26 protein-coding genes and 1 pseudogene are annotated in these 23,877 nt (G+C 66.8%); 16 read left to right on the forward strand and 11 right to left on the reverse strand.

Annotated elements, in window-relative coordinates; genetic code table 11:
* Nucleotides 1-88: 88 nt before the first annotated feature.
* The 4 genes and pseudogenes from H7I87_RS10750 to budA form a co-directional block, all read left to right on the forward strand.
* Nucleotides 89-508, forward strand: a pseudogene (locus H7I87_RS10750) (VOC family protein); the annotation flags it as partial.
* Complete coding sequence (locus H7I87_RS10755; RefSeq protein ID WP_019732309.1) at nucleotides 505-1,446, forward strand: fumarylacetoacetate hydrolase family protein; 942 nt, start codon at nucleotides 505-507, stop codon at nucleotides 1,444-1,446. The pseudogene H7I87_RS10750 and the gene H7I87_RS10755, both read left to right, overlap by 4 nt.
* A gap of 66 nt (nucleotides 1,447-1,512) precedes the next feature.
* Nucleotides 1,513-3,057, forward strand: coding sequence for a bifunctional 3-(3-hydroxy-phenyl)propionate/3-hydroxycinnamic acid hydroxylase MhpA (gene mhpA / locus H7I87_RS10760; RefSeq protein ID WP_019732308.1), 1,545 nt, complete (start codon nucleotides 1,513-1,515; stop codon nucleotides 3,055-3,057).
* An 86-nt stretch (nucleotides 3,058-3,143) separates the two neighbouring features.
* Complete coding sequence (gene budA, locus H7I87_RS10765) at nucleotides 3,144-3,875, forward strand: acetolactate decarboxylase (RefSeq protein WP_023882519.1); 732 nt, start codon at nucleotides 3,144-3,146, stop codon at nucleotides 3,873-3,875.
* On the opposite strand, the gene H7I87_RS29160 is transcribed toward budA, so the two are convergent.
* Nucleotides 3,848-4,048: a hypothetical protein gene (locus H7I87_RS29160; RefSeq protein WP_023900957.1), complete on the reverse strand. Its 201-nt coding sequence runs from the start codon at nucleotides 4,046-4,048 to the stop codon at nucleotides 3,848-3,850. The two genes, budA and H7I87_RS29160, sit on opposite strands and share 28 nt — an antisense overlap.
* Here H7I87_RS29160 and H7I87_RS29165 point away from each other — a divergent pair.
* From H7I87_RS29165 to H7I87_RS10795, 5 genes are all read left to right on the forward strand, one after another.
* Nucleotides 3,956-4,183: a hypothetical protein gene (locus H7I87_RS29165; RefSeq protein WP_230488813.1), complete on the forward strand. Its 228-nt coding sequence runs from the start codon at nucleotides 3,956-3,958 to the stop codon at nucleotides 4,181-4,183. The two genes, H7I87_RS29160 and H7I87_RS29165, sit on opposite strands and share 93 nt — an antisense overlap.
* Nucleotides 4,184-4,225: 42 nt before the next feature.
* Nucleotides 4,226-4,780, forward strand: coding sequence for a pyridoxamine 5'-phosphate oxidase family protein (locus H7I87_RS10780; protein ID WP_019732306.1), 555 nt, complete (start codon nucleotides 4,226-4,228; stop codon nucleotides 4,778-4,780).
* A 35-nt stretch (nucleotides 4,781-4,815) separates the two neighbouring features.
* A complete protein-coding gene (locus H7I87_RS10785; protein WP_024637172.1) occupies nucleotides 4,816-5,526 on the forward strand; it encodes a TetR/AcrR family transcriptional regulator in 711 nt (236 codons plus the stop codon).
* Nucleotides 5,527-5,857: 331 nt separating this feature from the next.
* Entirely contained in the window at nucleotides 5,858-6,709 is an 852-nt protein-coding gene (locus H7I87_RS10790; protein WP_023882520.1) for an oxidoreductase, read from the forward strand.
* A complete protein-coding gene (locus H7I87_RS10795) occupies nucleotides 6,706-7,299 on the forward strand; it encodes a TetR/AcrR family transcriptional regulator (protein ID WP_003875965.1) in 594 nt (197 codons plus the stop codon). The genes H7I87_RS10790 and H7I87_RS10795 overlap by 4 nt, the downstream gene beginning before the upstream one ends.
* Nucleotides 7,300-7,909: 610 nt before the next feature.
* On the opposite strand, the gene H7I87_RS10800 is transcribed toward H7I87_RS10795, so the two are convergent.
* Entirely contained in the window at nucleotides 7,910-8,596 is a 687-nt protein-coding gene (locus H7I87_RS10800; protein ID WP_023882521.1) for a type 1 glutamine amidotransferase domain-containing protein, read from the reverse strand.
* 163 nt (nucleotides 8,597-8,759) lie between these two features.
* Between H7I87_RS10800 and H7I87_RS10805 the strand changes: the two genes are divergently transcribed.
* Nucleotides 8,760-9,263: a P-loop NTPase family protein gene (locus tag H7I87_RS10805; RefSeq protein ID WP_023861384.1), complete on the forward strand. Its 504-nt coding sequence runs from the start codon at nucleotides 8,760-8,762 to the stop codon at nucleotides 9,261-9,263.
* 293 nt (nucleotides 9,264-9,556) lie between these two features.
* On the opposite strand, the gene H7I87_RS10810 is transcribed toward H7I87_RS10805, so the two are convergent.
* The 4 genes from H7I87_RS10810 to H7I87_RS10825 form a co-directional block, all read right to left on the reverse strand.
* Complete coding sequence (locus tag H7I87_RS10810; RefSeq protein WP_023882522.1) at nucleotides 9,557-10,024, reverse strand: GreA/GreB family elongation factor; 468 nt, start codon at nucleotides 10,022-10,024, stop codon at nucleotides 9,557-9,559.
* Nucleotides 10,021-10,554 carry a GreA/GreB family elongation factor gene (locus H7I87_RS10815; protein ID WP_023882523.1) on the reverse strand — a complete coding sequence of 178 codons (534 nt, stop codon included), beginning with the start codon at nucleotides 10,552-10,554 and terminating at the stop codon, nucleotides 10,021-10,023. Before H7I87_RS10815 ends, H7I87_RS10810 begins: the two co-directional genes overlap by 4 nt.
* A gap of 381 nt (nucleotides 10,555-10,935) precedes the next feature.
* Nucleotides 10,936-11,568 carry an Rv1733c family protein gene (locus H7I87_RS10820; RefSeq protein ID WP_023882590.1) on the reverse strand — a complete coding sequence of 211 codons (633 nt, stop codon included), beginning with the start codon at nucleotides 11,566-11,568 and terminating at the stop codon, nucleotides 10,936-10,938.
* A gap of 152 nt (nucleotides 11,569-11,720) precedes the next feature.
* Nucleotides 11,721-13,241, reverse strand: coding sequence for a PucR family transcriptional regulator (locus H7I87_RS10825; RefSeq protein WP_063971708.1), 1,521 nt, complete (start codon nucleotides 13,239-13,241; stop codon nucleotides 11,721-11,723).
* A gap of 228 nt (nucleotides 13,242-13,469) precedes the next feature.
* On the opposite strand from H7I87_RS10825, the gene H7I87_RS10830 reads away from it, so the two are divergent.
* From H7I87_RS10830 to H7I87_RS10855, 6 genes are all read left to right on the forward strand, one after another.
* Complete coding sequence (locus H7I87_RS10830; RefSeq protein ID WP_003875974.1) at nucleotides 13,470-13,886, forward strand: Hsp20/alpha crystallin family protein; 417 nt, start codon at nucleotides 13,470-13,472, stop codon at nucleotides 13,884-13,886.
* Between the two features lie 36 nt (nucleotides 13,887-13,922).
* Complete coding sequence (locus tag H7I87_RS10835; protein ID WP_264002671.1) at nucleotides 13,923-14,276, forward strand: hypothetical protein; 354 nt, start codon at nucleotides 13,923-13,925, stop codon at nucleotides 14,274-14,276.
* Nucleotides 14,277-14,475: 199 nt separating this feature from the next.
* Nucleotides 14,476-14,667, forward strand: coding sequence for a hypothetical protein (locus tag H7I87_RS10840; protein WP_003875975.1), 192 nt, complete (start codon nucleotides 14,476-14,478; stop codon nucleotides 14,665-14,667).
* 196 nt (nucleotides 14,668-14,863) lie between these two features.
* The gene (locus H7I87_RS10845) at nucleotides 14,864-15,238 is read left to right on the forward strand and encodes a MerR family transcriptional regulator (protein ID WP_003875976.1); all 375 of its coding nucleotides are present in this window, start codon (nucleotides 14,864-14,866) and stop codon (nucleotides 15,236-15,238) included.
* A 280-nt stretch (nucleotides 15,239-15,518) separates the two neighbouring features.
* Complete coding sequence (locus tag H7I87_RS10850) at nucleotides 15,519-16,598, forward strand: GGDEF domain-containing protein (protein WP_023882586.1); 1,080 nt, start codon at nucleotides 15,519-15,521, stop codon at nucleotides 16,596-16,598.
* Nucleotides 16,599-16,939: 341 nt separating this feature from the next.
* Nucleotides 16,940-17,131 carry a ferredoxin gene (locus tag H7I87_RS10855; protein ID WP_024637328.1) on the forward strand — a complete coding sequence of 64 codons (192 nt, stop codon included), beginning with the start codon at nucleotides 16,940-16,942 and terminating at the stop codon, nucleotides 17,129-17,131.
* A gap of 396 nt (nucleotides 17,132-17,527) precedes the next feature.
* Here the strand turns inward: H7I87_RS10855 and H7I87_RS10860 are convergent, their stop codons facing one another.
* From H7I87_RS10860 to H7I87_RS10880, 5 genes are all read right to left on the reverse strand, one after another.
* Nucleotides 17,528-18,859, reverse strand: a complete 1,332-nt coding sequence (locus tag H7I87_RS10860; protein ID WP_063967197.1) for a PPE family protein — start codon at nucleotides 18,857-18,859, stop codon at nucleotides 17,528-17,530.
* Between the two features lie 243 nt (nucleotides 18,860-19,102).
* Nucleotides 19,103-19,483: a hypothetical protein gene (locus tag H7I87_RS10865; protein WP_224110891.1), complete on the reverse strand. Its 381-nt coding sequence runs from the start codon at nucleotides 19,481-19,483 to the stop codon at nucleotides 19,103-19,105.
* 123 nt (nucleotides 19,484-19,606) lie between these two features.
* Entirely contained in the window at nucleotides 19,607-20,863 is a 1,257-nt protein-coding gene (locus H7I87_RS10870; RefSeq protein ID WP_063967198.1) for an Rv1490 family membrane protein, read from the reverse strand.
* On the reverse strand, nucleotides 20,863-22,206 hold the full coding sequence (locus H7I87_RS10875; protein WP_023882596.1) for a hypothetical protein: 1,344 nt from the start codon (nucleotides 22,204-22,206) through the stop codon (nucleotides 20,863-20,865). The genes H7I87_RS10870 and H7I87_RS10875 overlap by 1 nt, the downstream gene beginning before the upstream one ends.
* The gene (locus tag H7I87_RS10880; protein WP_063967199.1) at nucleotides 22,206-23,852 is read right to left on the reverse strand and encodes an ABC transporter permease; all 1,647 of its coding nucleotides are present in this window, start codon (nucleotides 23,850-23,852) and stop codon (nucleotides 22,206-22,208) included. The genes H7I87_RS10875 and H7I87_RS10880 overlap by 1 nt, the downstream gene beginning before the upstream one ends.
* Between the last annotated feature and the right edge of the window lie 25 nt (nucleotides 23,853-23,877).

Genomic DNA, 23,877 nt, shown 5'->3' on the forward strand with positions numbered 1-23,877 from the left:
ACCTCACGCGGCTGAGTCGGGCCGCGTCAGGCCATCGATCTCGGGGAGGGGCCGTCGGCAGATTTTGTCGGCCTCGTTTGCGCGAAGCACTCTCGCGATGGCGCTGGGGCCGAGCAACCGCTATGTGCACTCGGCGTATCAGGTATGTGACCTCGACGCCCTAGCCGCCGGCGGCGAGTATCTGAAAGACCATGGCTACCAACAATCCTGGGGGATCGGCCGCCACATCCAGGGCAGCCAGATCTTCGACTACTGGCGCGACCCGGACGGCTTCTTGGTGGAGCACTTCAGCGACGGCGACATGTTCGATTGCACGCTGGAGCCGGGCTGGGCGCCGTTCACCGCCTCCGGCCTGGCGCAGTGGGGGCCTCCCGCCAGCAAGGACTTCCTCGGCACCAATCCCAAAGCCCTTCCGCACGAGGCGCGCTCGATGATCAGCGCGCTTCGCCACCGCAACGAATTCGATATCCACCGTCTTATCGGCCTGATGAAAGTAGCTAACTCATGACCATCTCGATCCTGCGCACTGCCGACGCCTGGTGGGTCCAAACCGCGACTGGCGCCGTCAAGGTCAACACCCACGCCACCACTACGCGGGAGCTGCTGGCCGACCGTGCCGCCATCGACGCGGCCGCCTCCAGTTCCGACACTGTGCCTGTCGAAGGCGTGAACCTTTTGTCTCCGGTGACGGCGCCGTGTCGGGTGGTGGCGCAGATGACCAATTTCGCGTCGCACGTCAAAGACGCGGGCATGGATCCCAACACCATCCCACTGACGTTCTTCCGCAAGGCATCTGGTTCGATCACTGGACCGTTCGACGACATCGTCAAGCCCGACCACGTTCGTTTCCTGGACTACGAGGTCGAGATCGGTCTGGTCATCGGCCAGGAGCTGCCCGTCGGCGCAGCCATCAGCGAGGCGAACCTGGCGAATTACATTGCAGGCGCGGTGGTGACCAACGATGTGTCGGCGCGTGATATCCAGCTGCCGAAAACCCAGTTCTACGAGTCTAAGTCGTACCCGACGTTCACCCCGGTCGGTCCCGCACTGGTACTGCTCGACGCTGACGAGCTGAAGCGCTTCGGCGACCTGCGGCTTCAGCTGCGAGTCAACGGTCAGGTTCGCCAGGACATGCGCGTCGACGGCGACATGATCTACCCACCGGTGCAGGCATTGCAGGCGTTGGCGCGGTTCCAGCGCCTCGACCCGGGCGATCTGGTCTTGACCGGCACCCCGGTCGGCACCGCGCTCAGCGCCCCGCCCAAGCCCGTGCAGATCATCGCGTCGCTGCTGCCGCCCGCGGTGAAATGGAAAGCGTTCTTCAACGCCCAAGCCAAAAACCCGAAGTACCTGCGCGACGGCGATGTCGTCGAAACCGCCATTGCAACCGATGATGGCGCCATCGACCTCGGCACACAGCGCAATGTGGTGAGATTTGCGAAATGAGCACCGGCGCCACATCTTTGGACTACTGCTGATCGATATGCACCAAACCGCAAGCAAGGAGCGGAAATGACGGATTCACCCGCGTACAAGCATGCGGAAGAATCCGTGCCGGTTGTCATCGTGGGTGCCGGCCCGACCGGGATCACCGCCGCGACGTTGTTGGCTCAGCATGGCATTCGTTGCCTTGTCCTGGAGCGCTGGGACGATGTCTATCCGCAACCCCGTGCTGTCCATCTCGACGACGAGGTTCGTCGCATCCTGGCTCGGCTAGGTATCAACGATGAATTCGCTGCGATCTCGCGCCCGGCGTTGGGCCTGCGACTTCTCGATCCCGAGTTCGGAGTGCTCGCTCAGTTCAACCGCGATCCAGCCGAAAGTGTCCATGGATTCCCGCAAGCCAACATGTTTGATCAGCCGGAGTTCGAGGCGCTGCTGCGCAGGAATCTAAAGAACTTTCCCGGCGCCGTTATGAGAGGCAATTCGGAAGTCACCGATGTGACCCAAACAGAGGTGGGGCGCCTGCGAGTGACGTTCGCCGATCGCGCCACCGGCGAGGGACACGTCGTCGATGCGGATTACGTTCTGGGCTGCGATGGCGCGAACAGTGTGGTGCGGTCGGCGATCGGGGCCGCGATGGACGATCTGCACTTTGAGCAACGCTGGCTGGTCGTCGACGTGGCTACCGACGTCGATCTCAATCAGTGGGACGGCGTGTATCAGGTATGCAGTCCGGTGCGAGCCGCGACGTACATGCGCATCGGGGCCACTCGCTACCGATGGGAATTTCGGCTGCTGCCCGGCGAAACTGCCGACGATTACCGCAGCTGTGCTGCGCTTCGTAGCCTGATCTCACCGTGGGTCGGCGACGTAGCCGACGAAGACCTCGAACTGGTGCGGGTGGCCGAATACACCTTCCGTGCCCAGCTGGCGAACCGGTGGCGGGATCGCAACGTGTTTCTCCTCGGCGACGCAGCCCATCTCACACCGCCGTTCATCGGACAAGGCATGGGAGCAGGGCTCCGGGACGCGATGAACCTAGCCTGGAAGCTGGCCGGTGTACTCGGCGAAGACTTGCCCGAGGAGGTCCTGGAAACCTACGAGCAAGAGCGCAAACCACATGCGCGCGCGTTGATCGCCCTTGCCCTCGGGATGGGGTGGGCCATGACCGCCGGCGGTGGCATCGGGGACGCGATCCGACGCACTGTTGTCCCGCGCCTGCACCTCGTCCCCGGCATGCGGGGCAGGATCGTCAACAGCAGAACCCCGGCTCTGCGCAGATCGGCGCTCGTTGTCAAATCCCGTCTCCGCCGAGACCTTGCAGGCACGCTGTGTCCGAACCCGGTGCTAGACAACGGTGCTCGGTTCGACAACGTCGTCGGAAATCGGTTCGCGCTGATCACGTCCTTACCGCTGACGAAGGGCCAGCGCATCGAACTTGACCACCGCGGGGCCGTCGTCTTATCGGTCAAACCCGGCTGTGAACTCGACCGCTGGCTGCGGCGAGGCCGTGCTACCGCCGCGATCGTTCGGCCCGACCGCACCGTGATGCGAGCCGGCCGCGACACCGCCGCGCTGTGTAATGCCTTGCTGTACTTCTGTCCTGGAGACTGAGCTGACCGTGGAACAAGACAACCAAATCATCATCCGTGGGCTCCGCGGCGAACCGGCGGATCTCAACGAGGGGGAGGAACTCTGAAGTGGCAGCCTCTGACCATTGTTGGGCTCAAGAGATCTTCCAGACCTCGACAATGGGAGCACTGCTGGATGGCGTGTACGAGGGAAACGTCACGGTCCGTGAATTATTGCGCCATGGAGACTTTGGTCTCGGCACCTTCAACCGTCTAGACGGCGAAATGCTGGTGCTCGATGGGGTCTGCTACCAACTGCGCGCGGACGGCAGTGCCGCGCTCGCCGATCTCGATGAACTGACTCCATTCGCCGCAGTGACCTGGTTTCACCCCGACCGGACGATAGACGTCTCGGCCCCACATGACCGCGGCGCGCTCAAAGCGCGGATTGACGAAGCTCTGGAGAGCACGAATCTCATGGTCGCCGTTCGTGTTACCGGTGATTTCAGCACGATTCGCACCCGCACCGTCACGGAGCAGCATCCGCCGTTCCGGCCCTTCACCGAGGCCACCGAGGATCAGCAGGAGGTGACGTTTACCGACGTGACTGGGACGTTGGTCGGATTCCGCATGCCCGACTACGAGCAGGGCATCTCGGTGGCTGGCTACCACTCGCACTTCATCGACGCCGAGCACCGGCATGGCGGACATACCCTTGACTACCAACTGGTTCGGGGAACCGTCGAGATTGGCGTGCGCACCGAACTGCATCTGAGTCTGCAGCGCACCCCGGGCTTCCTTGGCGCCGAATTAAACCAGCCGAATCTGGACGGTCAGATCCGCCAGACCGAGGGCGGCTGAAGACGGGCGAAAACGAAGCGCGCTCGGCTCAGCGGGTGGTCGAGACATTGCACGCATATGGAGTTCGATATGTCTTCGGTGTGCCCGGGGCCAAGATCGACCCGGTCTTCGACGCCCTCCTCGACAGTGGTGCCGAACTTGTCGTGTGTCGCCACGAACAGAATGCGGCGCATGCGATGTGGGATCCCTCTACATCTTTGTGCGCTCGTCTGGGTTCATGGCGGCTGCTTGTTAGAGGCCAGGGCAAGGTTGCACCTCTGCGGCCCCAGCATTATTATCGACTGATAATAACGCTCCGAGGAAGCTAGCACCATCCCCGGATCGCCTACCAAAGATGAAGGATTGGCGTCATGCTGCTTCCCCTCGCGCCGGAGCCATTCACGGTTCCCACTGATCGCGATCTGCTCCCCTCGGAGCGGCGAGAATTCGTGCGTACCCATCGCACCTGTGTTTACGGTTACCGCCGGCGAAACGACGGTCCGGCGATGTCGATCGTGTACTACATACCGACCGACAACGACGAACTGCTGGTGTCCACGATGGCCGCTCGTGGCAAGGCCCGGATGGTCGAGAGAGACGGCAAGGTGAGCCTCTGCATTCTTGATGAACGCTGGCCCTTCGCATATCTGCAGGTGTACACAGACGCCACCATCGAGCGAGACCACGATCTGGTGGTCGATGTAATGATGGCCGTCGCTGGTCGGATGTCGGGTGAGCCACTCCCCGAGGAAGCGCGTCCGATCGTTGCCGCCAAGGCCGCTGAGGAGGATCGGGTCGTCGTGCGTTGCCGCCCTTACGCGACTTTCGCGCAGCCACCGGCTCACCTCTACCGCAATGATCAAGAGGAAGAGATCGTTCACTGGGTGTCGACCACCGTGCCCTGGGACGCACCCGATCCCGCCTGATTCGCGTCCTCTCGAATCGCCAGTAACGTGACGCAATGAAAACCAAAGCGCCCCAACACGCACCACGCCAGCGTCGGGTGCGAACTGATATCCGCGAAGCACTATTGAACGCGGCACTGGTCGAGTTCGGAGCCAAAGGCTTCGACGGCGCATCCACCCGTGCGATTGCAGCGCGGGTAGACGCGCACCAGCCCCAGATCAATTACCACTTCGAATCGAAGATGGCGCTGTGGACCGCAGCCGTGGACCACTTATTTGCGCTACTCGGCGAGGAGATGGCTGGGCTCTTCCCAACTGGTCCGACCAACATCGACGCAGCGCAATTGGCAGTGGACTTCGCTGACGGCATACGGCGGTTCGTGGCATTTGCCGCCCGACATCCCGAACTCAACCAAATCATGGTCCATGAGGGAACCGCCGACTCCGACAGACTTGCTTGGTTGACCAAAACTCACGTCAAGCCACTCTTTGATGCCGTTGCATCCGCGTGGACGCTACTGCGCGAGGCCGGGGTGGCCGCTCCCATCGACAGCGACATCGTCTACTACCTGCTCGTCGGCGGGGCATCGACTCCCTACAGCAACGCGCCCGAAGTGCGCCTTCTCACCGGACACGATCCGCAATCATCTAAGTGGATATCCGCGCACGCGGATGCCCTGATAACCACGCTGTTACCCGGAATTTCATGCTCCAGGCCCGCCTCACGCCCGCGGAGGAACTCGGAGACTGAACCGCGTTTCGACTGAAGTTCAACACTCGCCAAAACAACACCGTGACAACACATTGCGGCCCAAGTTGTAATTAGCAGCTTCCGAATGACGCAAGCCCCCGGACCCGCGTACCTCGCCAGCTGGGTCGTCAAGACTGCTTGCGCTAGGCAGATGATCGACTGGTACGGCTCGTTTTCGGCCCCCATGTCGTGCAGGCCGAACGATGGATCGGCCGCGTGCTCGCCGGGACGCGACCCAGCGTGTGGTCACCGCGTCGCGCGATTCGTCATCGATCGGCGCCACCTGCGTAATCAACGTAGAGATGAAAAAACTCGACACAGCGTTGATTTTTGCGTAGGTTCGGGTCATGCCCAAGACGTTCTTCATCACCGGTGTGAGCAGCGGACTCGGCCGCGCCTTTGCGCACGGTGCGCTGGAAGCCGGCCACACCGTCATCGGCACGGTGCGCAAGACCGCCGATTTAGCCCCTTTCGAAGCACTGGACGCGAAGGCCCACGGCCGGATCCTCGACGTCACCGACCACGCGGCGGTCATCGACACCGTCGCCGAAGCCGAAGCGTCCATCGGGCCTATCGATGTCCTGATCGCCAATGCCGGTTACGGATTGGAAGGCGTCTTCGAGGAGACGCCGCTGTCGGAGGTGCGCGCGCAGTTTGAGACCAATTTCTTCGGGGCTGCCGCCACCGTGCAGTCGGTGCTGCCGTACATGCGGAAGCGGCGGGGCGGGCACATCATGGCCGTCACTTCGATGGGCGGGTTGATGACGGTACCGGGGCTCTCGGTGTATTGCGCCAGCAAGTATGCGCTCGAAGGCCTGCTGGAGAGCATCGGCAAGGAAGTTGCCGGGTTCGGGATCCACGTCACCGCAATCGAACCCGGGTCGTTCCGGACGGATTGGGCGGGCCGGTCGATGGTCCGCGCCGAACGCGCTATCGATGACTACGACGCGGTGTTCGAGCCGATCCGTTCGGCACGGCTGCGCGCCAACGGCAACCAGCTCGGTGATCCGGCAAAGGCCGCGACGGCCATACTGACCGCCGTCGAAGCTGCGCAGCCACCCCGCCACCTCGTACTGGGATCCGATGCGCTCCGGCTGATCCGCGCCGGACGCGACGCGGTCGACGCTGACATCGCGGCCTGGGAGTCGTTGTCGCGCAGCACCGATTTCCCCGAGGGCCATCAGATTGCGGCGAGTTGACCCGGCGACGAGCGGGCGAACCGCGCAAAGGTGACCTCCGCGAGGCCGCGATCCTGGACGCGGCCGAGGAGTTACTGGGCGCCATCGGCTATGACGCGATGACGATCGCCGACATCGCCGCACGCGCCGGCATCACCCGCGGAGCGCTCTACTTCTATTTCGGATCCAAGCAGGAAGTCATCACCGCGTTGTTCGCCCGCACCGTCGCGGTGCTCCACGAGAAGTCGCGGGCCGCAACCGAGGACGCCGCCAGCGGGGCGAAGGCGATCGATACCGCCATGCGACGGACCGAGGATCTCTGGCGCGAGCACGGCGTCGTCATGCGCACGGCGATCGACCTCGCGGCCACCGTTCCGCAACTCGATGCACTGTGGAAACAGACAGCCGACATCTTCGTCGTTGCGATCACCGCGATACTCGAGCACATGGGTGTGCCGGCCGGTAAGGGGCCCGACAAATCGGCGGCCATCGCTGAGGCTCTGTGCTGGATGATCGAACGCAACTTCTATCAAGCCTCCCGAGTGTCGCCCGCCCGCCTGACTCGAGCGCGACAGACCTGTACCGAAATATGGCTACGAGTCGCCTCTTGAGTCGCGCTGTGCCCTGTGTTGCCGCAGAGAAAGGAGAGCACCGCCAGCCCGCAACTTCGCAGTGTCGCGACGAGACGCCTCTGCCCTGACGGGGGAGAAGAAGGTGTGGCAGCGGCTAGCTGCTCGGTCAAATGTCGGGGTGACCAGACTCGATCACCGGTCGCCGTCGGCCTTCCGCAGCGGATTTGGAACTGGCGATTCGGGGACACCGCTGAGTTTGCGGAGTGTAGCGATGCAAGCTTGAAGTTCTTCGAGAGCCACGCTGGCCGCCTTGGCTCGGAAGAACTTATGCAGTTGGCGCAACGATTCCTTTTGCACGCGCGCACTTCGAGCCGTTACCCGGATGGGAGAGCTGCCTGACCCGTCCCCGCGGGACGGTGGCTGGACCTATAATCTCCGGTTATGAACAAGGTCACGAAAATCTTGTTTACGGTGTTGCTCGCCTTTGCCGTCTCGACGACGTCGGTGAGTTGTGTGCCTCCCTACTGCCCCCTCACCGGCGCCCCGGCTGCCATTTGCTAGTCGGCTGCGGCCGCTGACGGGGTTAACGCCCGCCGCACGGCTCGGTCAGCCGCTCGGCCGGTTGCGGCTGTTTGGGGCAGCCGCTGATCTACCGGAGAAGCGACGCGAGCTTTTTGGCCGTCTCCTTGGCCGAGGCTGGATTCTGTCCGGTGACGAGGTTGCCGTCGACGACGGCGTAGGAGATGAAGGGAAGTTTGGCTTTTTCGTAGAGCGCGCCACGATCTTTGGCTCGTTGCTCCGCGTTGTAGGGAACGAGCTTGTCGACGCGGGCGAGGACCTCTTCTCGCCAAGAGAAGCCCGTCATCTTCTTGCCCGCGATGAGGTAGGAGCCGTCGGAAAGCGTGGTGTTGAGAAGTCCGCAGTAGCCGTGGCACACCGAGGCGACGATGTCCCCGCGTTCGTAGATCTCACGGGTGATGCGTTGCAGCCCAATGCTATCGGGGAAGTCGTACATGACAGCGTGGCCCCCGGTGAAGTAGATCGCGTCGTAGTCGGCTGAGTCGATCTCGTCGGGGCTGCGGGTGTTTTCCAGGAGTGCCATCTTGCCCGGGTCGGCGCGCCAGGCCTTGGCGGTCTTGTCGTAGTTGGGGAACTTTAGCGCTCTGGGCTCCAGCGGGACCTTGCCGCCGGAGGGGCTGACGAGGGTCTGCTCCAAGCCGTGCTCGTCGAAGACGCGCCACGCGTGGGTGAGTTCCGACAGCCATAGGCCGGTCGGGTGCTCGGGCTCGTCGTAGTGGGCCACGTTGGTGACCACGTTCAGGATGCGTTTGGTCATCGGCGGCCTGCTTTCGTGTGATTGACGGATCGGTGAATCGGCTGCAGCGCTTCCTCCGGGGTACCCGAATCCGCGACGGGATCACCAAAATCAGCTGCGGTGTCACCGTCTCAGACAACTCTCGGGTCTTGCACGGCCGGCCGGATGTTTACAGAATCGCGTCGTGCAGCGCGTCGCGGTCGTGGGGTCCGGCGGAGCGGGTAAGACCACCTTCTGCCGGGAGCTGGGGCGTCGTACCGGTCTTCCCGTAATTCACCTGGATCACCATTACTGGCGTCCGCACTGGACGCCGACCCCGACGGATCAATGGCGAAAGACGGTGGCGGAGCTGGCCGCTGGGGATCGCTGGATCATGGACGGCAACTACCGTAGCTCGCTCGACCTACGCCTGGAGCGGGCCGATGCAGTGATCATCCTTGCGTTCTCACGCTGGCGATGTCTGGTTGGGGTGTTGCGCAGATGGTGGACGAACAGGGGACGGGCGGTGCAAGCCGACGGCTGCCCCGAACGCCTCGATTGGAAGTTCCTGCGATGGGTATGGCGATACCCGATCGACAGCCGACCGCTCCTCGATGCCGCCCTGGTGCGCTATGCCGACACCGTCCGCGTCGTCGAGTTGGCGTCACCCGCCGTCGCGCGATCGTTCTTGCGTGAGTTGCCCGCATAATCCTCAGGCAACGTCGGCTCCGCGAGTCGGCTCCGACCGCGACTGCAAGGTCGTGCATCGGATTCACGCCGAACGCCGCGACGAGCTGGAACCGACCGCCGGGCAACAAAATTGGCGATATCGCCTGATGACGCTGGGGCATGACCCGTTGAAGCAGGCTCGCCGACAACCACCGCTTCGCCGGCGTCACATTCGCCCGTATGCGACGGCGACCATGAGGAAGACCACCGCGGTCAGCAGAACGATCATCGCCAATGGGTCGATGAGGTCGAATATCATCCGATCACCGGCGATCAGCTACTGCCGGCCAGGTGAACGCCGTACGGCACGGCCTTCAGCAGAGTGACGGTGAGCGGGGCGCCGTTGGGCAGAATGTAGCTGCGCTGCTCACCCGGACGCGCACCCGCGATCGCGGCGCCCAACGGCGACCGGACCGAATAGACCTCGGTGCCGCCGTACTCGGCGCCGCGCACGCTCAACAGGAACGTTTCGATCTCTCCTGTGTCGTCGTAGCGGATGGTCAACACCATGCCGGGTTCGGCGACCCCGTCATCGGGCGGGTCATCACCGACCACGGCGTTGACCAGCAGGTCATGAATCCGGTGGATGCGCAGCTGCCAGGCACGCTGAACCGCCAGAGAGTTCTCGTCGGTGGCGCTGCCGACGGCACTGGTATCACGCAACTCGCGAAGCGTGGCCAGTTCCCGCTGCAATCGTTCGTGGGCTTGCGGCGAGATCCACGCGGGCTGTGTGCTGGTCATGCCTGTCTCCTCTCGTCAGCCAGGCCGGTGTCAGCGCACTGTTGAATGTCTTGTGGGGAACGGGGTTTCGAGTCTCCTCCCGCGTAGGGCACGGCCTTGAGCAACGTCACCACGCGGCCGGTGTCGTTGGGTATCGGGTAGATGCGTTGCTCGCCGGGGCGCGCGCCGGCGATCGACCGGCCCAGCGGTGACGCCATCGAGTACACCTTGACCCGGCCGTCACCACCGTTGCGCCGACCGAGCAGAAACGTCTCCGTCTCGCCGGTCGCGTCGTAGCGAATGGTGAGCACCATGCCGGGTGCGGCGACGGCCTGGGCGGCGCGATCCCCGGATCCCGGGGCGGTCGCCAACAGCTCCTCGAGCTCACGGATTCGGTTGCGGCGCACCGACGGACGCGCGGCACGACCCGGGCGGTAATCCATGAAGTCGTCGGGAACCTCGACACTGCGCTGGGAGCGCAGCGCGGAGAGCTCGTCACGCAGCCCGCGGTGGTACTGCGATGTGGACGAGGCGATCGTGTCGGTGGTCATGCTGGTGAAAATCCTTCCGTGAGAAGAGATGTCGTCAGGGACGGGCCGACATACGGCAGCCGTCCCTGACGACGCGGAACCCCTGCGGTCGGGGCGAGTCCCGGAGTTGCTACTTCCCATGGTGGCCGGTCCGCGGGCGCCGCGTTTGCTGGAAACGGACAACGGCGCCGCGGCCCGTTGTCGCGGCCCGACAATGCCGTCGCGCCCGAGTTGCGGCACGTCGACGGCTCGCCGCGGTGGCTTGCACGAAACTTAACCTGTGGCGGTGCTCGTCGGCGTGTCTTCGCCACCATTTACGTGTCGTGGACACCGGGGGGACACAGGGGGAGGTGGGGGAGGTGGACACAGGGGAGGTGGGGGAGGTGGGGGAGCCGCGTATCCCTACCGCTGGCCGACAAGCCTGTCGAAGTCGCGTTGCCATGCGGCGTAACGCCGTCGATCGAGGGCGGCGCGGGCGGCGGCGAACAAGGCCGCGGCGGGCAAACTCACGGCGCACCAGGACACCACCGCGAACGCCACCGCCTCGTCGAGGGCGGTCCGATCCGGCGGCGTCACCGGCGAACCCGTGTCGTCGACCCAAATCTCAACCGTGTCACCGGCTTTGACATTCAGCGGCGCGATGACATCGCCGGCATGTTCGGCGCCGGCGTACTGCCACCGGGCGGGCACCCTTACCGTCGGACTGTCAAGGTCTCGGCGGGGATGGCTGTCCCCGACGGCCGTCGCGGTCACCGTCCGCCACGTCTGGGACTGCTCGGCGTAGACGCGACTGCGGGATTCGTGGACGGCGGTGCCGATGGTCGCGGCGACGGGCACCGCCGCCAACGACACCGTGACCGCCAACACCAAGATCAGCGCCTGCACCCGGTCGCTCACGCGTACCAGTGGATTTCGCCCGAACGGGTGCGCCAGCAGGATCCGCGGCAGCGGGATGTGCACGGTCTCCAGTTCCGCCGCGGCGTCACCGCCTCGCCCGCCGGTGAGCCGCTGATGATCGCGACCCTTGGTGGTCATCGGATGCTTCCTGTCAAACGTGGACATCGCGCGGGGCCCGCACCCGAGCGGGCCATGGACAACCTCATCATCGGGCGGACCGTCGGCGAGCGCGTTGCCCGTGGCGCACAACGGTGGCGCGGCGATTTGTCGGATCCCGACAGCGTCGATGCTCAGTCGGTGTGGGTGGCAGCGAGTTCGATCATCATGGCCAGCCGCTTCTTGGAGTCGTCCAACGACAGGTTGGTGATCTCGGCCATCTTGCGCAGCCGGTAGCGCACCGTGTTCTCGTGCACTCCCAGCTGCCTGCCGGCCTCGGCGGGGTCGCCCTGGGCCTGCAGCCAGGCCCGCAGCGTGGCCAGGTAATCGGTGCCGTTGGCGCGGTCATGGCGGCCCAGGTCGGCCACCGGCCCGCGGGTCGGGGCACGCCCGGACCGCGCCGCGGCACGCAAACGCTGCAGCAGGATGTCGTCCCACGACTCGTCGTAGGCGGGCGGCGGTGCGGCAGGCGACATCTCGTGCAGTGCCAGACACTCGTCGGCCTCCTGGCGCGCGGCGGCCAGATCGCCCACCTCGGCCACACCACTGATTCCGGCGATCACGGTCAGCCGCTCGGGCAGCGCCGCCCGCAACGCGCCGACCCAGCGCCGCGCCGTCGACGCCTCATTGGCGGGCAGCACGGCGTAGACACTGTTGCCGGCCAGTGCGCTGCGCCCGGGCCGTGACCAGCCGAACCCGGTGGTGGCGCGCTCGAACGCCAACAGCAGCGGGGCATCGCGGTCGGCGCCGACGAAGGCCTGCACCGCGACCACGCGTAAACCGTTGTGCGCCAAGCCCAACCGGCTCGCCACCGTGGCGGCGTCGGCGGTACCCTCCAGCAGCCGGATGACGAGTTCGGATTCGACCTGTCGCTCCAGGTCCGCGCTGGCGCGCGACCGCAGCAGGTGTAAGGCCACCGTGCGCGCCCCGTCCGCCAAGGCGCGCAGCGCCGCCGGCTGCAACGGCGCCTCACACGCCACCCACACAGATCCGATCAACTCCGCGCCGGCTCGCACCGCCACCACCATGCGCCCGGAGAGACCCCGCTCGGCGTCCTCGGCGACGAACAGCGGCTCGTCGGCGACCTGCAGGTGGGCGAATACCCCTCGGGCCTCCAACAGCGCGCGCAACGGCTCGGGCGTCTGCCGTTGCAGGACCGTCTCGACCAAGGCCGGATCGGCCTGGGCCAGCCGCGAGTACGCCAGCACGCCCAGGTGCCGATCCTGGATCACCACCGGGTTGCCGATCCCGTCGGCCAGGCTGTCGGCCAACGCGAAAAGATCCGTTGGGCCACGCCCGGATTCGGTCTCGCGGCCTTCCAGAACCAGACCGTAGACGACCGCGGCCACCGCGCTCCACGACACCGTCGGATCGATCACCAGGACAGCGCCGACGTCGGTGACGCCGTCGAACGTCATCGGCGTCTCATCGTCGCGCAGCACCACCACCGCGGCACGCGCCGACGCCGCCCAGCGCACGGCTTCGTCGAGCGAGCCGGCGCCCACGGCCAGCAGGACGTCGCCCACCACCGGGCGGTCCTCGGGCGTCTCGTGGATGACGACGCTGCGCAGCTCGGTCGACCGGGGCACCGCCGACCACCGCAAGCGGACCCCGTAGCCGCCCAAGACGTTCACCAGGCGGTCCAACGTGATCACGAGCCGGCTCCAACGATGCTCAGAAACGAGAGGCAGATTCCTTCGTATCCTGCCTTCCGAGGTCAGGAGCAACAACTACGCCGGAAAGCCGCCCCGGTGATCGCGTCAAAAAAATCTTGGGGAGAGCCTTGCCAGAACACCGAGACGGAGGTAAATAAAAACTGTGTCGCGAGACATAGATAATCGATGGCGGGTAGACGACAGATTGGAGTGTTGGAGGTGACGACCATGTTGGTGCGCAGCGATCCCTTCCGTGACCTCAATCGCTTCACTCGGCAGGTCTCGGGCACCGCGGCGCATCCGTCGGTGATGCCGATGGACGCCTGGCGCGACGGTGAACAGTTCATCGTCGAGTTCGACCTGCCGGGAATCGACGAGCAGTCGTTGGACCTCGACATCGAACGCAACGTGGTGACGGTGCGCGCCGAGCGGCCCGACGTCGATCCGGGGCGCGAGATGCTGGCCACCGAACGGCCGCGCGGCGTGTTCAGCCGCCAGCTCGTGCTCGGCGACAACCTGGACACCGACCGCATCGAGGCGACCTACACCGACGGGGTGTTGCGGTTGCGAATTCCGGTGGCCGAGAAGGCGAAGCCGCGCAAGATCGCGGTCAGCCGGAATGGGCAGGCCGCCGTCAACGCGTGATCGGCCGGTCAGATGCTGACAGAAGGCGGGTTAGTGATGACGCGCTGCAGCACCGTGGCCTCGCCGGCGCCCGGCACAGCCATCCAGGACCAGGAGGCGCCCTTGCTGCTGGACGATCCGCCGGTGGCCACGCTGATCGCCGAGGTCGATGCCATCCTGTGCGCGGCGGCGGAAGCCCTGCTTCGTCGGCCACCGGCGCCACCAGTGGTCGGGTGCGCCCTGCTCGGGCCCCGGTCACCTGGTCGGTCTTGGCAGATACCGGCGCGCCCGCGGACCGGACCCGTGCGCGACGTGTTCGCCGCGGAGCGCGGCCCTCCGCAGCCCATCCCCGATGGGACCGTTAACGCAACGATCCAGGAAAGGCAGGTGATGGCATCACCAACACGATGATCGGGTCAGCCCGCCGGCCGGGCAGCACCGTGGGCGCTACCTCAGTGTGCGAGGAGACGCCATTGCCCAGCAGGCAACTCACCCGGGGGCGGGCGGCCCCACCCTTCGTTGCGCCGCGACGCGGCGGCAAGCTATAGAAGCCTGAAAGCGTTGACAGGCACAGGTATTCGTTGAGTCGCAAAAGGGAGGGGTAAGAGTCGTGATCGCACAAGCCGTCCCCCACATCGGTGCGCGCAAGTACTCCGGCGCGTTACGCACCGCTGTGCCGGTCGAGGCTGATCCCGCCGACTGGGCAGAACAGCAACAGCTGGTGCCCCTGCCCGACGACGAATATCCGCACCTCGGCGGCGACCGTCGCGTCCTGGTCACCAGCGGTCTCGGCATCGACTGACCGTTGCGGTCCGCCCCGCCCCAGGGCTGCCCTCGGCGGGGCGGACCGGGTCAGCGGCACGCATTTGCATCCAGCGGGATCGGCCGGTCGGTGCGCTGGCCATTGATGTGCTTCAGTTGACATAGATTTTGTGCCACCTGCGCAGGTATTCTTTCCGGGCCAGGAATACCGGGTCATTTCGACAGGGAGAAACCAGTTGACCGGCGATGCGACCGCTCGATCCGCGCGCGGCGTCTACGGCATTTCGGTGGCCGCCGAGCTGTCCGCCACCCCGCCGCAAACGCTGCGGCTGTACGAACGACGGGGACTGCTGACGCCGTCGCGCACCGACGGCGGCACCCGTCGCTACAGCGACGACGATCTCGAGCGCCTCAAGCGGATCAGCGAATTGGTCGGCCAGGGCATCAACCTCGCCGGCATCGCCCGAATACTGCACCTGGAAACCGAAAACAACCAGTTGAAGTCCGACTACACCAGGCTGCAACTGTCCAACGCCAAACTCCGGGATCGATCCAAACCCTCGCCGAGCCGGGCCACCTCCCGTCGCACCGGAGAAAAGCAGACGCCCTGACGGGTTCGCAACCGGTCGGGTGTTCACGTTGCACGCCGAGGCGGTCGCCAACCACGACGCCGAATCATCGGGCGACACAGCGGTCTTCGAGGCAACCCACGCGGTCGTTTCGCCCGGCCGGAGCGGCTGAGCCGCCGCCCGAAGGGCCGTCGCGCACCCGGCGGCCAACTCCTTGCACTTTCTTGTCATTTCAACGTATTTCGGCCTGCCGATGGTCTACTGTGGTCGAACTCGGTGACGCGGGCGTTGAAGGGTGAGGAAGTACGGGAGAGGCAGACCGATGAAGTGGCTGGCGGCGTGGTGGGGACAACCCGACCATTTCGATTGGCTGACCGGCTATTTGCAAGATCACGGGTTCGGCACCGCCACCCGCCGGGCGATGGCCGTGGTGGGTGCCTCGCTGGTGCTCGTTCCGGCCAACGTGCTGTGGGGCGCCACGCCGTTCTTTCCCGGGCTGACGCTGACGGTCTCGGTGCTGGCCGGCATGGTGGGGCTGGGCATGGCGGTGCTGTGGCTGCATGGGTGGCCAACCCGCCGCCAGTCCGTCGTCTTCGCGCTGACCGGCAGCGTGGCCATCGGCGCCGGCTGCCTGTGGCAAACCGAGCCGCTGGTCGGACTCATGGCATGCTCGGCGCTCTCGGTTACCGGCGGCTACAACGCCTTCTTCCACACCGCCAAGTTCATGGGCCTGAACTTCGGGTTGGCCGGCGCCATCGGGGCGCTGCAGGCGGCCCGGCTGGCCGCGTCCGGCCAGGCGATGCTGGCCTTCACCGGGTATTTCCTGGTCCTCGAGCTCAACGTGATCGTCCCGCTGTCCATCCAGATCGTGGTGCGTGCACTCTGGCTCGACTTGCTGCGCGCCAACCGCGACCCGCTGACCGGGCTGCTGAACCGCAGAGCGTGCAACCGGGCCATCATCGGACGCATGCTCACCGGGGCCAGCCACATGTTTTTGGCCGTGGCCATGGTCGACCTGGACCGGTTCAAGGCGCTCAACGACACGCACGGACACGCCGCCGGCGACGAGGCGCTCATCGCGGTGGCCGGCGCCCTGACCGCGACCTGCGGCGACACCACAGTCGTCGGCCGCGTCGGCGGCGAGGAATTCCTGGTCGCCGACATCGTGACCACCGAGCAGCTACCCGGGTGGGGCCAACAACTGTGCGAGGCCGTGGCCGCGCTGGATCCGCCGGTGACCGCCAGCGTCGGCACGGCGACCCTGCCGCTGCGCGACCTCGTGTCCGAATACGCCGAACACGCGTTTCACCAGTTGGTCGCCCAGGCCGACAGCGCCATGTACGAAGCTAAACGCTGCGGCGGCAACCAAACCCGGCACCGGCCCGCCCAGGTCTCTACCTGATCGACACGCGCGCTATTGGTCTGGTCAGCCGGCGCGCCGACGGCTAGAGTTTACACAATTGTTGCTGTAAAAATCGAGGAGCGGGCGGGCAGCCCACCGGCGTCCTGCGGCCATCGGTGCAGACCCGGGCCCGCTGGCCTGTTTCAGTGGCGCAGAGGAGCACCCGATGCCCGGTGGCGCGTTATCCGCGGTCCTGACGCGGCAACATCGCGAAATCGATTCCGCGATCGGGCTTTTCATGAAACCGCGGGATAGGGCGACTGCTGCGCCGAGGCTCACCGCGACCATCCCGGCCCGCTACCGAACGGACGCCCAAGTGAAGCCCGAGCAAAGGAGAAACCGTGCGCGTCGTAGTAGATCGTGATCGCTGTGAGGGCAACGCTTTCTGCGTGAAGATCGCACCCGAGGTGTTCCAACTCGACGACGACGAATACGCCGTGGTCATCGCCGACCCGGTGCCCGCCGAGCAAACGGCGATGGCCGAGCAGGCGATCGCCGACTGCCCCCGCGCGGCGTTGTCGCGGCAGGACTGACCGCGGACCCGGTGAGCTGCCGGCCGGGCCCGGCCGGTCAACCCGGTGGCCGCTCGGGTGACGACGCAGGGCGCCCGTCCGAAAGTCCCTGTCGCAGTCCATGATCGATCTGCGCTGGATCGCCCGCCGGTCGCGTCCCGCTGCAGCCGCAACTGAGACCGCCGAACGGATTTGCGGCGCCGCCGGGGTCCGGATCGGCACCGGCAGTCGCCGGCCACGCGGTCGCGACCGCCGCTGCCAGGGCGGCGCCCAGCAGCGGTTTTACGATGAGCGCCAACGGGTTTCGGTCCCGCCTCGGACGGCCCGAGCGGGGTGGTGCGGGGCTGGGCATGACGATCTCCTTTGTGGTCGACCGGTTTGCGGATCTCGGTACGGCGTGCCGAGTGAGGCGGTGGCTCATCCGATCACCTGCGGAATGAGCGAGACGCGCTGGCCGACCCGGTGCACCGCGCCCTCGGATTCGCGCCCGACCATCCCGCCCAACGGCAGCCGGGACACCGCGGGACCGGGTGACGCCGTGGGCGCCGCGGCCCAACCGCCCGGCACCGGACCGGAGTTGGGCGAGGGCAGGGGGGTGACCGTCGACACCGTTGTGGCCCAACTCGGCGGCACCGACAACGTGCTGAGCGCGCCGGCCTGGCCCACGCTCGCCGAGGCGCCTTGGCCCAGTCCCGCCGGCGGTTCGAGGCTTCCCAATCCGGCGGTGCCCGCTATGCCGGTGCCAGCCTCGGCCCCCAGGATGGAACCGGCGCCCGCTTCGTCCAACGCCAGTCCCTGGTAATCCAGATCGAGGCCGTAGAGGTCGATACCGATTCCACCGCCGTCGGCGATCAGACCGGCGCCGTCGGCGCCGTACCCGGCCGCCTCCTCCGCCAAGCCGGCCGCGGCTCCGTCCGCCGCGGGCCCGGCGGCGAGCGCCGACGCCAGTCCCGCGCCGGCGCCGGTGCTCGCGCTTTTGGTCGCACCCTTGCCCGAGGCGCCGGTGAGGCTCGACAGCGAGCTGAATGGCCCGGAGGATCCCAGCGCGGCGCCGGTGCCCATCGCTGTGGGTGACAGACCATTGCCCGGCGTCGACCCGGGTGTCGAAAGGCCTTGCAGCGCCTGGGGAACCGAGGACATCCAGTGCGCTGTCGTGGTGTGCGCGCTGCTGCCCGATTGGACCGCCGCGTGGGCGGCGGCAGCTAGGTGGCCGGCCGCGGCGGGATTCGTCGGTTGCGGTGGGGAAGGCACCGGCGAAAGTGCCGACGCCGACGCCGAATTGGCGGCGTAGCCGTACATCGCGGTCGCGTCCTGGGCCCACATTTCGCTGTACTCGGCTTCGGTGGCCATGATGGCCGGGGTGTTCTGCCCGAAGATGTTGCTCTGGACCAGGGCCAGCAGCCGGGCTCGGTTGGCCGCTATCAGCGGTGGGGGCACCGTCATCGCGTATGCCGCTTCGAAGGCGGACGCCGCCGCGGTGGCCTTTGCGGCGGCCCGACCGCATTGCTCGGCGACCGCCGTCAGCCAGGAGGCATAGGGCATCACCGCGCCCGCCATCGACAGCGACGCCGGCCCCAGCCAGGACTCGTTGGTTAGGCCGGCGATCACCGCTTGGTAGTTGCCGGCGCCGTCGGCCAGCTCGGCGGCCAGTGACTCCCATCCCGCGGCGGCGGCCAGCAGCGACGCCGGTCCCGGTCCCGAATACATCCGCCCCGAGTTGATCTCGGGTGGTAACGCGCCAAAATCCATGTTCGTACCCATCTTTTGGTTGACGTCTTCAGCCGACTTGCCGCGGCGTGCGCGCGCGAACCGGTCAGCGGCTGACGCAGGTGAGGAAAGGTTGGAGTCCCCGACGCGGCACGCGAGGCCGGTCGGGAGTCGAGCTCAGCAGGAGGCTCAGCGGCCGGCCCGCGATGAGCCGTTGCCAAAAGCGGCCAGCCGGTTGCTAGCCCGCCGCGATGGCGTCGCGCGCCACCGAGCGGCGAGGGCGGATCAGCAACGGGCGACGCAGAATTGAATCCGGAGGTTGTGTCCGGCGGGAACCGGGGTGGGCGGGCGAGGAGGGGTATCGACACGCTGCTGCCACCCGATGACACCGGCCGTCGGTGCTACCAGGGAATCGGACGAACGCGGTGTGGAGAAGGCGAAAGCGGTTGCGCGATCACGCTTTAGGCCGGGGCTCTTGAACGCCAGGTCATCGTTCACGGTGGAGCCGATCCCCAGCCGGCGTGCCGGAACCGGCTCGTGGTTCAGCCGCGCGGGCCCGGAGGCCAGTTCGGCGGCCGAGGCCACCATCGCGGGTTGCGAGGCGTCGCCTGCCATTTCAACCCGCAAAGCCGCGCAACCGAGGACAGCTGCGACGAGGGTCAGCACGGCAACGATGGCCGACGCGCTCTGCCGTCGTGACCACCGTGCCGGCGTTCGGTCACCAAAAGTCACAGTGCGACCCACTTTACCAGCCGCGATCTCCTGCCCCGGCCAGCGCGCCGGGGCCGATCAGACCATCCGCGGTCCTCCGAAACCCGGAACGGCGCCCACCGGAATGAGCGCGAACGCGATCACGAGAACGAGGAACAGCCGCAGCGTTCTTGGGGTGGGCGCTTGGTCGATCTCCGCGCGACGGGAGGCGAAGAGGAGGAACACGATCGCGATGTCGAACGCGACGACGGTCAGCCAGCGCGTCCAGTCGTAGCCGGTGAGGAAAACCGGGACGACCAGCAGTAGCCCGGCGGTCACCCAGGTCATCCGGCCGTGCAACGCCGCGATGAACGCGTGCCACGGCACGCCGGAAAGTTCGCCGAGTCCCCACAACGTCGCCACGACGGCAGCGCCGCCGAAGATCAGAGAGACGGTGAGACCGAGTGCTCCGATCTGGCCGACCGCGCGCAGCGCGTCCGAGATTCCGTTGTCGTAGTTCGGCATCACGTTGCGGCATACCCAGTCGTGATAATCGGTCTGACTGGGCGGTCCCTCGGTCACAAAGCGCAACAGCGTCTCCGGCGATGTCACCTTCGCGAAGGGGTTGGGCATGAGGCGATGCGGCACGGCGGCACACAGTTCGGCGGCGACGTCGTGACGGCCGAGCACGGCCACCATCGCCGCGGCGAGGACCCCGGGTGTCACGGCCACGAGCGCGCCGAGACGTCGAGCGGATCCCAGCCCGCCGCCGAGGACGACGATCGCCAGCACCGCCCCGAAAGCAAACTGCAGCCCTATCGCCTCGTGCACCAACGTCAGCACCGCGATCGCGCCGCCATACAGCGCGCACCAGCCCATTGCGAGGGCGCGGGAACGCGCGTGGGTCAGCGCCGTGCTGAACAGCGCCAGGGCCGCCCCGCCGAACAGGTCGGGCCGAGCCGAGAACGCCGCGAACGGAACTCCGAAGGGCAGCAACGGAATCAGCATCGCAACCATCAGCCGGCGCTGCGACCGAGGGCCACCGGCGAGCACCACGCCGGCGACCGCCGCCAGACCGCACAAATAAATCGCCGTGGACATCCATCGCACACCGAGACCGACCGCGAAGTAGTGTCCCGGTACCAGGTGAACCAGCTCACCGGCGAGCCCGCGACGGACGAAGCCGTGGGTGTAGTCGGCGGCGTAATACGACATCCAGTACACGTCGAGCGGAACGACCCGTATTGCGCACCACAGCACGAGCGCCGCCCACGCCGCGATCGCGGCGCCGATGCCCACGTACACACGGTGGTGCCGCCGGGCAGGCGGATCCGCCTTGATGCCCAGGCCCACCATCAGTTTCGGGCCTCGTAAACGGTGGTGGCGGACAGCTGCAGGTCGGCCAGCGCGGCACACGCGAGTTCAGGTGTGGCCGTGGCGTTGCCCGCACCGCCTTGGTGGGCGACGACGGTGAGAAACCTGCTGCCGTTGACAACGCCTGTGGCGCAGAATAATTGGCCGCCAGCCTGCTCGATGCGGGCCCGGGTGATGCCCTGCTCGACTAGTCGCATGGAGACCTCGGTCGCGTCCGCGCCGTCGATGCGGCCGACGGCGCCGTCCAGGCTCCCGACGTTGGAGCATCCCACCGGCAGTTGGCTGGACGCCATGGCGAGGCCTTCGCCGCGCCGCACCAGCCATCGCGGGATGAACGGGATGAGCGGCAGTCCGGCGAGCATTTCGTTGGGCCGGTGCTGCAGGGATGCCAGCGATCTCTTGACGTCGGCGCGCACATCGGTCAAGTCGTCGGCCACCGCCGCACCGTCGACGGTCAGCGTGATCGAGGTCAGCGCATTGGCGCGGTCGTCGTCGCGGGTGCGGTCGCTGACCGGAAGTACCACGGTCACGGACTTTCCGTCGGCCAGCACCCTGCCCATCCGGTGCGCCAGGCGGGCGGCGAATGCGACGAACAGCGAATTGCCGCTTCCGTTCAGGGCGCGCGCTCGTGCCTCCCATGCCGCGGCATCGGTGTGGATCGTCACCGACCCGGAGGTGTTCGACGCGTCGCCACGCGGGACGAACTCCCCGCGCCGCCGCACCCGCGGTTGAACCCGCCGATCGTGCGAAACCCTGAGCAACAGAAGCAGGGTCGCGATCAGCGCGCGGGTTGCCGACGGTAGGGCGGCAACGGCATCGGCCAGGTCCTCACGCACCGCGCGCCACCGGCTGCGTGAATTCGGTTGAGGGTAGCCGAGATCGCGTCGCTCACCCTTGACCGCTTCGGCGACGGCCGTCACCAGACCGAGCCCGTCGACGACGCAGTGTGACGCCACCAGGGTGACCGCCGCGCCGCCGTCGTCCAGCGGCAGCACGCCGAGGTGAAACGTCGGGCCGTGTTCGGGGTCGACGGCGACCCGCGCGCGTCTTTCGAGCCACGCACCGATCTCGCACCGCGGTTGCCGAGGCTCCCACGCGATGTCGGGCGGGCGGCGGTCGAGCACCCAGCGGTGACGCCCGAACGGCAGCGGCGAACGCTCGATGCGGCGTCCGAGCAGGCCGAAGCCGAGGTTGTCATTGAAGGCGCGCAACTCGGCGATGTTCACGTCGCGGTCGTAGATCCAGGTGCATTGCACGGTGCTGCCCTGACCGGTGGCGCGCAGCCGGAGGAAGGCGGCCTGGTCCAGCAGCGCCAGCCTCGCCACTAGCACCCCGCCTCGGCCGCGGCGCGATACCCGCGCACCGCGATCGGCGCAAACACCGCGACCAGAACGCCACCCCACAAACCCGCCTGCCACAGCGGCGACAACACCGGGCCGCCCTGCGCCAGCGCACGCATCGCCTCGATCGTCGGTGAAATCGGCGAATAACGCACCACCGGCTGCAGCCATCCCGGAAACACCTCGGCGGGCGCGACACCGGTGTTGAGGAACAACAGCACCACGCACCCCGCACCCAGCCAGGTCACCATCGCCTTGCCGTCCGCGCGGGCAGCGATGGCGGTGACCAGTGTCGCCATCCCCGCCGAAATCGTCACGGGCACAAGCACGAATGCCAGCATGGCGATCCAGCCGTCGTTGAACCGCAGACCCAGGGCGATCCCGAAGACGGTGAGCACGGACGCGGACGCGACGGTTCGGGCGGCCTCCGCGACCAGTCGGCCTGCCACGGGGCTGGCCCGATGGACCGGCTGCACCCATAACCTGGTCAGCACGCCCGACTCGCGCTCCGACGGCAAAGCCAAACCGGCGCCGATGGTCCCGAAGACCGCGCCGACCACCGCGCACATCGGGACCAACCCGTACAGGCTGTCGTGTCCGGTGACGGCCAGCACGGACTTGCCGACCAGCAGCTTGTAGATGATCAGCAGAAGCGTGGGAAACAACAACGCCTGCACCGCGACGACCGGGTCGCGGCGCCAGCGGCGCAGCAGCCGGCCCGCCTCCGAGGCGCTTTGGCTGACGAATCCCTTCAGGCAGCTCACGCTCGTAACCTCTTGCCGTGCAAGGCCTTCGGCCGATTTCCCGACCGGGTCCACACCCACATCACCGGCCGGCGCGGTGTCTCGAGGTGCCGTGCGCACGGCTCGGTGTGCTCGCGACCTGCCCGCGTCGACGCGTCGTTGCATGCGCACCGCGACAACGCCGAATACCGCGAGCAGGCCGAGGCACCACGTCAATGCCGCCGCCAGACTGCTGCCGGCGACGTGACCGGTCGCAAGGCCGCGCAGCGCCTCGGTGACCTGGGATACCGGTTGGTTGCGAATGAACGGTGCCAGCCACGCCGGAAACGATTCGGCCGGAGCGATGCCGGTGGACAACAAGACCAGGACCAGTTGGGGGAGAAGCAGCAACTGGCTCGACGATTCGACGGTGCCGACGCGGGAGCCCAGGGCGTCGGCGCCGAGGCAGACCGCCATCGCGAACACCACGACGATGGTCACGAACAGGACTGCATCCGCCGGGCCGCCCTGCATCCGGAAGCCGAATGACCATCCGGCCGCCATGGTGGCGGCCAGCGCGATGAGCGCGCGTGTCAGGCAGTACAGCATCCGCGCGCCCAGCGGTACCGACGCGGGAAGCGGCAGGGTGCGAAGCCGAGACCCGAAGCCGGACAGCCGGTCTCGGGCGGCACGGTCGGCCGTGGTCATGGCACCGAACAGCATCGCCTGCACGATGACCACCGGAAGGACGTATTGCGGATAGCTCATCGAGCCGGTGCGGATGAGGCCGCCCAGCACCAGGGTGAATCCCAGGAAGCAGCCCACCGGTGCCAGCGCCGCGAAGAGCAGGTCCGCGTCGCGCCGCGACCCTGACATGGTGCGCAAGGTCAGCGCCACCAGGGCACTCATAGCGAGGCCTCCGGTGCCGGGACGT

Origin of the sequence: Mycobacterium timonense (assembly GCF_025821985.1) — a bacterium.
Classification (GTDB): Bacteria; Actinomycetota; Actinomycetes; order Mycobacteriales; family Mycobacteriaceae; genus Mycobacterium; species Mycobacterium avium.

Bases quoted from the DNA above. Each gene is read 5' to 3' on its own strand.
- H7I87_RS10755 (WP_019732309.1), top strand. From the start codon at position 505: ATGACCATCTCGATCCTGCGCACTGCCGACGCCTGGTGGGTCCAAACC.
- mhpA (WP_019732308.1), top strand. From the start codon at position 1,513: ATGACGGATTCACCCGCGTACAAGCATGCGGAAGAATCCGTGCCGGTT.
- H7I87_RS29160 (WP_023900957.1), bottom strand. From the start codon at position 4,048: ATGCGCCGCATTCTGTTCGTGGCGACACACGACAAGTTCGGCACCACT.
- H7I87_RS10780 (WP_019732306.1), top strand. From the start codon at position 4,226: ATGCTGCTTCCCCTCGCGCCGGAGCCATTCACGGTTCCCACTGATCGC.
- H7I87_RS10785 (WP_024637172.1), top strand. From the start codon at position 4,816: ATGAAAACCAAAGCGCCCCAACACGCACCACGCCAGCGTCGGGTGCGA.
- H7I87_RS10790 (WP_023882520.1), top strand. From the start codon at position 5,858: ATGCCCAAGACGTTCTTCATCACCGGTGTGAGCAGCGGACTCGGCCGC.
- H7I87_RS10800 (WP_023882521.1), bottom strand. From the start codon at position 8,596: ATGACCAAACGCATCCTGAACGTGGTCACCAACGTGGCCCACTACGAC.
- H7I87_RS10810 (WP_023882522.1), bottom strand. From the start codon at position 10,024: ATGACCAGCACACAGCCCGCGTGGATCTCGCCGCAAGCCCACGAACGA.
- H7I87_RS10815 (WP_023882523.1), bottom strand. From the start codon at position 10,554: ATGACCACCGACACGATCGCCTCGTCCACATCGCAGTACCACCGCGGG.
- H7I87_RS10820 (WP_023882590.1), bottom strand. From the start codon at position 11,568: ATGACCACCAAGGGTCGCGATCATCAGCGGCTCACCGGCGGGCGAGGC.
- H7I87_RS10830 (WP_003875974.1), top strand. From the start codon at position 13,470: ATGTTGGTGCGCAGCGATCCCTTCCGTGACCTCAATCGCTTCACTCGG.
- H7I87_RS10835 (WP_264002671.1), top strand. From the start codon at position 13,923: ATGACGCGCTGCAGCACCGTGGCCTCGCCGGCGCCCGGCACAGCCATC.
- H7I87_RS10850 (WP_023882586.1), top strand. From the start codon at position 15,519: ATGAAGTGGCTGGCGGCGTGGTGGGGACAACCCGACCATTTCGATTGG.
- H7I87_RS10860 (WP_063967197.1), bottom strand. From the start codon at position 18,859: ATGGATTTTGGCGCGTTACCACCCGAGATCAACTCGGGGCGGATGTAT.
- H7I87_RS10870 (WP_063967198.1), bottom strand. From the start codon at position 20,863: ATGGTGGGCCTGGGCATCAAGGCGGATCCGCCTGCCCGGCGGCACCAC.
- H7I87_RS10880 (WP_063967199.1), bottom strand. From the start codon at position 23,852: ATGAGTGCCCTGGTGGCGCTGACCTTGCGCACCATGTCAGGGTCGCGG.